This window comes from Synechococcus sp. H55.11 (genome assembly GCF_047462475.1).
Lineage (GTDB): Bacteria > Cyanobacteriota > Cyanobacteriia > Thermostichales > Thermostichaceae > Thermostichus.
Window position 1 is genome coordinate 1 of record NZ_JANSJI010000009.1, and the last position, 11151, is coordinate 11151.

7 protein-coding genes and 1 CRISPR repeat array are annotated in these 11151 nt (G+C 58.7%); of the genes, 6 read left to right on the forward strand and 1 reads right to left on the reverse strand.

Annotated features, from left to right (window positions below; genetic code table 11):
• Positions 1 to 201 precede the first annotated feature (201 nt).
• Positions 202 to 1053, forward strand: coding sequence for a ribosome biogenesis GTPase YlqF (ylqF, locus tag NW853_RS00225; RefSeq protein ID WP_414335692.1), 852 nt, complete (start codon positions 202 to 204; stop codon positions 1051 to 1053).
• Between the two features lie 60 nt (positions 1054 to 1113).
• On the opposite strand, the gene NW853_RS00230 is transcribed toward ylqF, so the two are convergent.
• Entirely contained in the window at positions 1114 to 2202 is a 1089-nt protein-coding gene (locus NW853_RS00230; RefSeq protein ID WP_414335693.1) for a radical SAM/SPASM domain-containing protein, read from the reverse strand.
• Between the two features lie 107 nt (positions 2203 to 2309).
• Here NW853_RS00230 and NW853_RS00235 point away from each other — a divergent pair, with 107 nt between their 5' ends.
• From NW853_RS00235 to NW853_RS00255, 5 genes are all read left to right on the forward strand, one after another.
• On the forward strand, positions 2310 to 2675 hold the full coding sequence (locus tag NW853_RS00235; protein WP_414335694.1) for an NAD(P)H-quinone oxidoreductase subunit M: 366 nt from the start codon (positions 2310 to 2312) through the stop codon (positions 2673 to 2675).
• A gap of 76 nt (positions 2676 to 2751) precedes the next feature.
• Positions 2752 to 3189 carry a DUF2996 domain-containing protein gene (locus tag NW853_RS00240; RefSeq protein WP_414335695.1) on the forward strand — a complete coding sequence of 146 codons (438 nt, stop codon included), beginning with the start codon at positions 2752 to 2754 and terminating at the stop codon, positions 3187 to 3189.
• 162 nt (positions 3190 to 3351) lie between these two features.
• Positions 3352 to 4833 carry a glycogen synthase GlgA gene (gene glgA, locus NW853_RS00245; RefSeq protein WP_414347083.1) on the forward strand — a complete coding sequence of 494 codons (1482 nt, stop codon included), beginning with the start codon at positions 3352 to 3354 and terminating at the stop codon, positions 4831 to 4833.
• A 173-nt stretch (positions 4834 to 5006) separates the two neighbouring features.
• Entirely contained in the window at positions 5007 to 6617 is a 1611-nt protein-coding gene (locus NW853_RS00250; protein ID WP_414347085.1) for a glycoside hydrolase family 57 protein, read from the forward strand.
• Positions 6618 to 7964 (forward strand): FGGY-family carbohydrate kinase, encoded by a 1347-nt coding sequence (locus NW853_RS00255; protein ID WP_414347087.1) that lies wholly within the window; start codon positions 6618 to 6620, stop codon positions 7962 to 7964.
• 174 nt (positions 7965 to 8138) lie between these two features.
• Positions 8139 to 10909: direct repeats of the CRISPR family, unit length 36 nt; unit sequence GTTTCCAATTTCTAGGGATCCCCCCGAAGGGGAACC.
• Positions 10910 to 11151 lie beyond the last annotated feature (242 nt).

The window sequence follows — 11151 nt, forward strand, 5'->3', positions numbered from 1 at the left end:
ATGGGATCCAATCGCACGCGCTTGACCATGGTTCTCCCCTGTTACATGCCTTAACATTAGCTTGCCCAGGCGAGGGATCCTAGCGCCCTCTGCCTTGTATTATTGAATACTTTGGTGGGCCAGTCGAGCCTCTTGTGGGGAATTGGGCTAGATTGGATCCCACTGCTGATTGCTGTTGTTCACTCTCAACGTTTTGGCGGCATGGGTTCTCCGGCCATCCAGTGGTATCCCGGCCATATTGCCAAGGCCATTGGCCAATTGCGGGAACAGTTGCAGCGGGTGGATGTGGCGATCGAGGTGGTGGATGCACGGATCCCGTTGGCCAGCCGCCATCCCGATCTGGGCCAATGGCTGGGGGAAAAACCTCGCCTCCTGGCTCTGAACAGGGTGGATTGTATCGAAGCCAGGGATCTGAAAGCTTGGCAGGAGTATTTTTTACGGCAAGGGATCCCTGTCTATCCCACCAACGGCCAATCGGGAGAAGGAGTGAATCGCCTTAAACAGGCGATTTTGCAACTGGGGCAGGCGGTCAATAGGCGACGTCAACAGCGGGGCATGCGACCGCGGGCGGTTCGGGCCGTGGTGGTGGGCTTTCCCAACGTGGGCAAATCCGCTTTGCTGAACCGGCTTTTGGGGCGGCGGGCCGTCGAGAGCGCCGCACGTCCGGGGGTGACGCGGCAATTGCGATGGGTGCGGCTGGGAGGGGAGTTGGATCTGTTGGACTCGCCGGGCATCATTCCGCCCTCTCTGCCGGATCAGCAGGCGGCCTCTCTGTTGGCCATCTGCGATGACATCGGCGCAGCCGCCTACGATCCCGAACGGGTGGCGGCCCACTTTTTGGATCAGGTGCTGAAGGTGCAGCCCCAAGCCCAAGCGCTCCTACAAAAGCGCTACGGCTGGACGGATGCGATCCCTCTCGGCAACGTAGCCGTGCAAGAGCTGGCCGAGCGACGCTATCAGGGGAATCCCGAACGAGCGGCGCGGCAAATTCTCAACGACTATCGCAAGGGCTTGCTGGGGCCACTGGTCTTGGAACTCCCTCCCGATACCTGAGCCGCCCAAAAGAAAGTCACGTGGGGCCGCCAGGGGGCATTGACTTTATCTGGAAACCATTCACACTTGTCCCCAGCCGGGATCCAAGCTCTGTTTCCAGGGCCGGTACACCTTGAAGTAGACAACAGAACCCACTTGCCTGGCCAAGGCTTTGGCGAAAGTGTCTCCGCCCATACAGCGCTGGCAAACGGGATGGTTCACCTGCAAGCGATGGAACCCCTGCCGCAGCACACAGGCCGGCTGGCCCCGCAAAATGTCGGCCAGGGATCTCCCCGGCGCCACCTGCCCCAGTGGGATTCGCCCTTCGTAGTCTTTGCAGCAAGGCACCACCGTACCGTCGTAGAGGATCCCCGCCTGAGCAGAAGCCCCATTGCAGTATCCCCAACGGGCTGGGATCACCCGGTTTGTTTCCACATTGCCCCAACTGTCCAACGGGAACGTTTCCAAAACCAAGCGCGGATGGATGGGGATCTGCTGCCAGCGGCCCGCTCGATAAGTGGCAATCTGGGCGTCCACCCAATCGGGAGCCGGTGCATCAGGGATCCCTTGCAAAGCTCGTCTGGCCCAAGCCGAGAGCTGAGCGCGCATCTGCTGGGCAGAATCGATCACCGAAAGAGCCTTGTGCGGCACCAAAAAAGGGTGGGGGCTAGTATCCAGGAACTTGAGATGCACCCGCGTAGGGCTGGTCGAGCGCAAATGCGTCTGCAGAAACTGGGTGATCCCGGCAAAGTAGCGCTCCGGCGTCAGGCGGGTCGGTGCTCCGCGGATGCTGAAGGTAGCCGGATCGGGAGTTTGCAGAGAGAGCGTCAACTTCGTCAGCCGGCTGCGGCTCAGCTTTTCAACGTGCTCCGGCCAGAGGGCGAAGGTGCTACCGTTGCTGGTCAAGTGCAGGCGGAGACCAAGCTCAGCGGCCCTGTGAATGCCCTCAAAAAGGTGTGGGTAGAGCAACGGCTCCCCCATCAGGTGAAAAGCAATCACGCGGGCTAGCCCTGTTGCCGCTACCTCTGCCAAAATCTGCTCCAGCAGCGCGGGATCCATATGCCCCCGCCGCCGTTGCATGATCGCATCTGGACAAAACTCACACTTAAAGTTGCAAACGTTGGTTACCTCGATGTGTAGTCGCTCCAGTGGGGAAACAGCAGCAGGCATAGAGAAAACCTGGGCGGAAGCAGGCTGAGGACAAATGGCGGATCCCCCACTGGCGCTAGGTAGTGATACGCTGTTGAGAAGGTTAGATCCAGATTGGAGCCATTGTAATGCTGAAATGTACCACCCGCCACGTTCACATCTTTGCCGGCGAGGTTACTGCCGACAACAACTTTGTGCCCCGCGACGATCTGCTCACCCTCGATGTGGATCCGGACAACGAGCTGGTCTGGAACGATGCCGCCCTGCAGAAGGTCTATGCCCGCTTTGAGGAATTGGTGGAAGAGTACAGGGGCCGGGATCTGACCGAGTACAACCTACGGCGCATCGGGTCTGACCTGGAACACTTCATTCGCTCTCTCCTCAAGCAAGGGGAGATTGCCTACAACCTGCAGGGGCGTACTCCCAACTACAGCATGGGCTTCCCCCAGATCCCTGCCGAAGGGATCGTCGGCCAGTACATCCCCAAAGGCTAGCCCTCTTCGCCCTTCTGGACAGATCTAGCCCATTTGAGTCTGTAGCCCAACTTACTTGTTGTCGGAGCACCGATCCATGTCTGGAGAACCCACCCCTCAAGAGATCACTGGCGAAAAGTCGGCCCCTGTCGAGGTCGCTAATCCTGCTACTGAGGCGACTGGCTCCGCCAAAGCCGCCGCGAAAAAACCGGCCAAGGAAGAGAAGCCTTTTGAGCAACTGATTGCAGAAGACGTGATCCCAGCAACCATCGCCGCTTTTGAGAAACGCGGCGTCAACGATCTGCAACTGCGGCTGGAGGGCAAGACGCTGGTCGGCTCATTTGCCGGCGGCAAGAAGCAGTTTAGCGTCCTCTTTGCTGAGGGATCCCTCAACGGGCCCAAGTTCTTCCGCTGTGCTGTTGAAGGATCCCCGGCCAGCACCCTCGAGTCTTTTATGATCGACGAGCGCCGCGTCGACGTGAACCTGTTTGTTTTCTATCTGGTGCAGCGCCTCTACGCCCAGCAGTGGTATTGAGGGATCCAAGCTCCTAGATAGCCCAGCCAAATCGCGCCTGTTCTGCCAGAAGGGATCCCTATTCGGGGATCCCTTTTCGCTGAGGCGGGGGATGGGCTAGCGAAGCCAAAAGAGATTATCTTTTGTGAAGAAAAGTAAGGCGGTGCTACGGGAGATCTCGAAATGTACATCGTGCAGATTGCGTCGGAATGTGCCCCCGTCATTAAGGCGGGTGGGCTAGGGGATGTGGTGTACGGCCTCAGCCGGGAGCTAGAAGTGCGGGGGCACTGTGTCGAGCTGATTCTGCCTAAGTACGACACCATGCGTTATGACCAAATCTGGGGCCTGCACGATGCCTACCGCGACCTCTGGGTGCCCTGGTATGGGGGAGCCATCCACTGCTCGGTGTACTGCGGCTGGGTACATGGCCGCCTTTGCTTTTTTATTGAGCCCCACTCCGGCGACAACTTCTTCAATCGCGGCTGCTACTATGGTTGCCCAGACGACAACATGCGCTTTGCTTTTTTCAGCAAGGCAGCTTTGGAGTTTCTCCTCAAAAGCAACAAGCGCCCCGACATCATCCACTGTCACGACTGGCAGACAGGACTGGTGCCGGTACTGCTCTTTGAGATCTACAAGTACCACGGCATGGAAAACCAGCGGGTATGCTACACCATCCACAACTTCAAGCACCAGGGCTTTGGCGGCCCGGAAATTCTTTGGGCCACTGGCCTCAATCGGGAGCCCTATTACTTCCACTACGATCGTCTGCGAGATAACTTTAACCCCTTTGCCCTCAACTTTATGAAGGGCGGGATCGTCTTTTCCAACTTTGTCACCACGGTTTCTCCCAACCACGCCCTGGAAGTGCGATTTGGCGATTACGGCTATGGGCTGGGTCACACGCTTTATTTACACCAGCACAAGTTTCGCGGCGTCCTGAACGGCATCGATTACGATATTTGGAACCCTGAGATCGACCGCTTTATTCCTTTTCGCTACACAGCGCAAACTTTGGAAAACAAGGCCAAAAACAAAAGAGCCCTGCGGGAACGGCTGCTGTTGCAAGATGTCGAAAAGCCGATTGTGGCCTATATCGGACGCCTCGATGAACAGAAAGGCGTGCATCTGGTGCACCACGCCATCTACCGCTCCCTGTTCAAAAATGCCCAGTTTGTTCTCCTGGGATCCGCCACGGAGCCGGGGATCGGCGCCTGGTTTGCCCATGAGAAACGCTACCTCAACGACAACCCCGACGTTCACATCGAGCTGGGTTTCAACGAAGAACTTTCCCACCTCATCTATGCAGGGGCAGACATCCTGGTGGTGCCCAGCCACTACGAGCCCTGCGGCCTCACCCAGATGATCGGCCTCAAGTACGGCACAGTTCCGGTGGTGAGGGGCGTGGGCGGCCTGGTGGATACCGTTTTTGACCGCGACTACGACAGTTGCAAATTGCCTGAGCAACGCAATGGCTACGTGTTCTACCACACGGATCACGCAGCCCTAGAGTCGGCGCTGGATCGGGCCATCGACCTGTGGTACACCGCCCCCGACCAGTTTCGCCAACTGCAGATCCAGGGCATGAGCTACGACTACTCCTGGAACTACCCCGGCAAAGAATACCTGGAGATCTACGACCAAATTCGCCACCGCTGGTCCTGACCAACATCCCCCCGGCGGCCACCAGCGATCCCCAGCGATCCCAGCCCTTGACCGCGAGGGAGAAATGCTGGACGATAGGTAGCAATGCTGCTCTTAACCTTCCCTACAGATTGATTGCTGGGGAAGGAAGGCTTGCTCCCTTATCTTCTCCCACCTGAGGATCCCTAGCCGCCATGATAGGCTATCTTGCCTTGGTACTCCACGCACACCTGCCCTTTGTGCGCCACCCCGAGCAGGACTTTGTGCTGGAAGAAGAGTGGCTCTACGAAGCCATCACCGAGACCTATGTCCCGCTGCTGCACATGTTCGAGGGGCTGCGGCGAGATGGCATCGACTTTCGCTTCACCATGTCTCTGACGCCGCCGCTGGTGTCGATGCTGCGGGATCCCTTGCTGCAGGAGCGCTACGACCACTATCTAACCAAGTTGGAAGAGCTGGCCCAACTGGAGTACGACAAGAACGCCACCAACGGCCACATTCGCTACCTAGCGGAGCACTACATCAAGCAATTTGCCATGGTCCGCGATCTCTGGGAGCGCTACGACCGAGACCTGGTGCGGGCCTTCAAACAGTTTCAGGACAGCGGCAACTTGGAGATCATTACCTGTGGCGCCACCCACGGCTACCTGCCCCTGATGCAGATGTACCCGCAGGCGGTTTGGGCGCAGCTGATTGTGGCCTGCGAGCACTACAACGAGCACTTTGGCCAATGGCCGCGGGGGATCTGGCTGCCGGAATGCGCCTACTACCAAGGGCTGGAGCGGATGATTGCCGATGCTGGCCTGCGCTACATGATCACCGACGCCCACGGCCTGCTCTACGCCAAGCCACGGCCCCGCTACGGCATGTACGCCCCCATCTTTACCGAGACCGGTGTTGCCGTCTTCGGTCGGGATCACGAGTCTTCCCAACAGGTGTGGTCGGCGGAGGTGGGCTACCCCGGGGATCCCGTCTATCGCGAGTTCTACAAAGACCTAGGGTATGAGGCCGACTACGAATACATCAAGCCCTACATCATGCCCAACGGCCAGCGGAAAAACACCGGCATCAAGTACCATCGCATCACGGGGCGCAACCTAGATCTGGGGCAAAAGCAACTTTACGATCCCTACTGGGCCAGGGAGAAGGCGGCAGAACATGCGGGCAACTTCATGTTCAACCGCCAGCGACAGATCGAATATCTGCACAGCGTCATGGGGCGCCCGCCGCTGGTGGTGGCTCCCTACGATGCTGAGCTGTTCGGCCATTGGTGGTACGAGGGCCCCTGGTTTTTGGATTTTCTCATTCGCAAGAGCTACTTCGACCAAACCACCTATCGCATGACCCACCTGGCGGAGTACTTGCGGGAGAACCCCACCCAACAGGTGTGCAAACCGGCCCAATCCAGTTGGGGGGCGCGCGGCTTCCACGAGTACTGGCTCAACCCCACCAACGCCTGGATCTATCCCCACTTGCACAAGGCCACCGAGCGGATGATCGAGCTGAGCCGCCGTGAGCCCGCCGATGACCTGGAGTGGCGAGCCCTGAACCAGGCGGCGCGGGAAGTGCTGTTGGCCCAATCTTCCGACTGGGCCTTCATCATGCGCACGGGGACGATGGTTCCCTATGCCGTACGCCGCACCAAGTCCCACCTGCTGCGCTTCAATCACCTCTACGAGAAGATCCAAGCCGGCCAGTTGCGGCGAGAAAAAGCCACCCCCGAAGACGAGCAGTGGCTGGCCAAGGTGGAATACATGGACAACATCTTCCCCAATATCAACTACCGAGTTTACCGGCCCCTCTGAATGTCCCCTGTATTTCTCGGGATCGATCTGGGCACTTCGGGGATGCGGGTGGTGGCCCTCTCCGAGACAGGGGAGGTGGTGGTCAAAAGCGAGCGCTCCTGGGATCCCCCGGAAACCAATCCAGGCCGCTGGCTGCGCACCCTGAAGGCGCTGCTGGGCCACCTCAAAGCTCAACTGGGGGATCGCTACGCCATTGCCGCCCTCAGTGCCTGCAGCACCTCGGGTACAGTGCTGCCGGTGGACGGGCGGGGCATGCCGCTGGATCAAGCCTGGCTGTATTCCGACCTGCGGGGCCAGGCCCAGGCTCAGCGCTTGGGGATCCCTGCCAGTTGGGGGCTCGGCCGCTGGCTGTGGTGGGCAGAGGCCCATCCCGACCAATACCGGGACAGCTACCTGGCCCATCCGGCGGACTTTCTCCTCAGCCAACTGGGGGGCCGCCGGCGGGTAACCGATCACACCCATGCCCTCAAGAGCGGCTTTGACCTGGAAACCTACACCTGGCCGCGGGAGCGGCTATCTCAGCAGGGCCTTGATCCCAAGCGCTTTCCTGAGGTGGTGGCGCCAGGAACAGTTCTGGGAACGGTGCGGCCTGAGTGGGAGCTGGGGCCAGAAGTGCTGATTGCTGCCGGGATCACCGATGGCTGCGCCGGGCAACTGGCAGCAGGAGCTACTCGCTTGGGGCAGGTTTCCACCAGCCTGGGCACAACTCTTATCTTCAAGGCCAACAGCCTTGACCCTGTGCAGACGCCGAGTATCTATTCTCATCTGCACCCCGACCGCAGCGGTTGGTGGCCGGGGGCGGCCTCCTTCTGCGGCGGCGGCGTCCTGCCCCACTTCTTTCCCGGCGGCGACTTTGCTGCCTTGGATCGGCAGGCGGAGGCCCATCTGCCCACGGGCCTAGTCAGCTATCCTCTCTGCCGGCCCGGCGAGCGTTTTCCCATCCTGGATAGCGAATTTGCCGGCTTCTTGCCCCAGGCGGAAGTGGGATCCCTTCGCTTTTATGCAGCTCTTTTGGAAGGGGTGGCGATGGTGGAGCGGCTAGGGCTGGAGACCTTGATTGCCCACGGGATCCCAGTGCAAGAGCCGCTATTAACCACTGGCGGCGGCTGCAAAAGCCCCCTCTGGCTGCGCCTGCGGGCCAGCATCCTCGCCCGCCCCCTGGCAGTGGTCAGGCACCCGGAGCCGGCGGTAGGGGCAGCCATCCTGGCCGCCTCAGCCTATTGGTGCTGTTCGGTGCAGCAGGCTGCCGATCGCTTGGTACAGGTGGAACGCCTCATCCAGCCGGATTCCGAGTGGGTCAAGGCTTATGCCGAGATCTACTCGGAGTTCCGTAGCCGCCTTTTCTAGGGAGTTTCCAATTCCTTTTCTTTATCTTTTCCAATTTCTAGGGATCCCCCGAAGAGCTAACCGCTCGCCTCCCCTCTCCCACTGGGAGAGGGGCCAGGGGTGAGGGAAGTTGGATCCCCCCGAAGGGGAACCCCACCCTGGGCGTAGCAGCACTGGCCCGCCCCGTCGTCCCGGGTTTCCAATTTCTAGGGATCCCCCCGAAGGGGAACCCAAGAATCAGCAACCATACTCACTTGCAGGCACATGGTCGTTTCCAATTTCTAGGGATCCCCCCGAAGGGGAACCGATCCCAACCCGATCCTTCCCCGTGAGGATTCGGGATAAGAGTTTCCAATTTCTAGGGATCCCCCCGAAGGGGAACCAAATAGAATAATAACCAATGTCAAAAAGAATTTAAAGTTTCCAATTTCTAGGGATCCCCCCGAAGGGGAACCGCATACACTCCCGAAGGAGCTTAGCTTCTCACTGGTTTGTTTCCAATTTCTAGGGATCCCCCCGAAGGGGAACCACCATTCCAGGACGGACGCATCGTCAGCGAGCTGGGCGTTTCCAATTTCTAGGGATCCCCCCGAAGGGGAACCTCGAGGCCCAGTGGCGGACCGCTGCAATCCGGCTCCGTTTCCAATTTCTAGGGATCCCCCCGAAGGGGAACCTGAAACAACTGATCGGCGAATGGCTTGTCCCTGGGCTGTACGTTTCCAATTTCTAGGGATCCCCCCGAAGGGGAACCACGAAGCAGAGAAAATCTGCTTCGCGCTCAGCGACTTGTTTCCAATTTCTAGGGATCCCCCCGAAGGGGAACCTTCATGGTTTTTCTCCAACAAAGAAAGTGGGTTTCTAGTTTCCAATTTCTAGGGATCCCCCCGAAGGGGAACCTCGAGGCGGCGTTGCGTCTCTTCTCGTTGCTTCAGGTTTCCAATTTCTAGGGATCCCCCCGAAGGGGAACCGCGCAGCTCCTTGACTGTTCTGGCAACATCTTCACGTTTCCAATTTCTAGGGATCCCCCCGAAGGGGAACCCCCGTCTCTCGCGGATGAGCCTTTTGACAGTCCTTGTTGTTTCCAATTTCTAGGGATCCCCCCGAAGGGGAACCAAGTCTTTCTCGCACGTCTAGACGACGTGAAGGTGGAGTTTCCAATTTCTAGGGATCCCCCCGAAGGGGAACCCCACGGTATAAGCGACCGTGGCAGTGGTTAGGTCGATGTTTCCAATTTCTAGGGATCCCCCCGAAGGGGAACCAACGCCTTGCCAAGGTTGCTCAGTCCCAAAAATGGCGTTTCCAATTTCTAGGGATCCCCCCGAAGGGGAACCCTGCTCTTTAAATTCATTAGCGAAGAAGTCACTTATGTTTCCAATTTCTAGGGATCCCCCCGAAGGGGAACCGCTCTGGGTCGACGCCAAAGACCCCGTCCTGGCCTTCCGGTTTCCAATTTCTAGGGATCCCCCCGAAGGGGAACCCAGAAGGGTTCTTGGTGGAGCTGCAGCGGGAAGGAGACACTGTTTCCAATTTCTAGGGATCCCCCCGAAGGGGAACCCAGAAAAATATATCGGTCAGATTCTTGACTGCTCGGAAGGTTTCCAATTTCTAGGGATCCCCCCGAAGGGGAACCGCCGTTCTGACGGCCTTAAGTTCATGGCCACCTCGGAGTTTCCAATTTCTAGGGATCCCCCCGAAGGGGAACCCGTCCGGTAGGTCTCGGGGACGGGCTGGCGCAAGTGTTTCCAATTTCTAGGGATCCCCCCGAAGGGGAACCCGAGATCTACGAGGATGTCACCGTAACCATCGAGGTGGTTTCCAATTTCTAGGGATCCCCCCGAAGGGGAACCAAACAAGCTGCCTGAGTTGCGTGATCGACAGCTCGAACTCGTTTCCAATTTCTAGGGATCCCCCCGAAGGGGAACCTACAGGCCTGTTGCTAAGGTGTCGCTAGGTTATTACTGACGTTTCCAATTTCTAGGGATCCCCCCGAAGGGGAACCCCTCGAGGTCGGGAGCGTCCCCGTACGCTCCCAACCAGTTTCCAATTTCTAGGGATCCCCCCGAAGGGGAACCCAGGACGGCAAGAGAATCGTTCAGCGCCTCGCGTCTCGTTTCCAATTTCTAGGGATCCCCCCGAAGGGGAACCAGACCTGGCCCAAATCGAAAACGATAACACCAGGTTCATCAGTTTCCAATTTCTAGGGATCCCCCCGAAGGGGAACCGGCGCAGTAATCTGCGCTCTCCAGCAAAGACTTAATTGCGTTTCCAATTTCTAGGGATCCCCCCGAAGGGGAACCATCGTTCAGCGCCTCGCGTCTCCGCTCCAGCTCGGCCCGGTTTCCAATTTCTAGGGATCCCCCCGAAGGGGAACCTCTGCCGCCGCCGCCCCATTGGAAGGGGAATTTCGATTGTTTCCAATTTCTAGGGATCCCCCCGAAGGGGAACCAAAAGGCCGAGCGCCGTCGGGCCCGCTTTAACCGGGTTTCCAATTTCTAGGGATCCCCCCGAAGGGGAACCTGCGATGGTGGTGCGCACCTCGAGGATGGCATCGCGGTTGGTTTCCAATTTCTAGGGATCCCCCCGAAGGGGAACCTTACGACCTAGGCTCGTAAGGCTCTGGCGTCCCACCCGCCGAGGTTTCCAATTTCTAGGGATCCCCCCGAAGGGGAACTCCGATGACAGCGGCCCCCACTTTGACGTGGGGTCGTTGTGTTTCCAATTTCTAGGGATCCCCCCGAAGGGGAACCGCACATTTTTGGAGAAGACAGATGAGAAAACAACGGGTGTTTCCAATTTCTAGGGATCCCCCCGAAGGGGAACCCTTTGGAGCAGGTGCTGGCCCAGCCGCAGCTCTCCCCGTTTCCAATTTCTAGGGATCCCCCCGAAGGGGAACCAAACCCGAGAACGGGGTGGTGGTCGAGGCTCCTGCGATCGCCAATTTCTAGGGATCCCCCCGAAGGGGAACCAAACTCTACCCTTATTAAACCCAAGCGGGGCAAGGAATGCAAGACCCATTTGCGAGGGGGTCGGTCGAAGACGGCAAAAAAGGGCCTAGAAGAGGGGGGGCAAGAGGCCTGAAAGCCTTGTGGCGCAAGGCATCGAGCGGGTCAACGAAAGAATCGGCCTTTGCGGGATTTGGCGAGGCGCTCGCAAAGCCGCTGCTACCGTTTTTGTGTTGCTTTGCCAACACAGCTAGCTTGAGGATCCA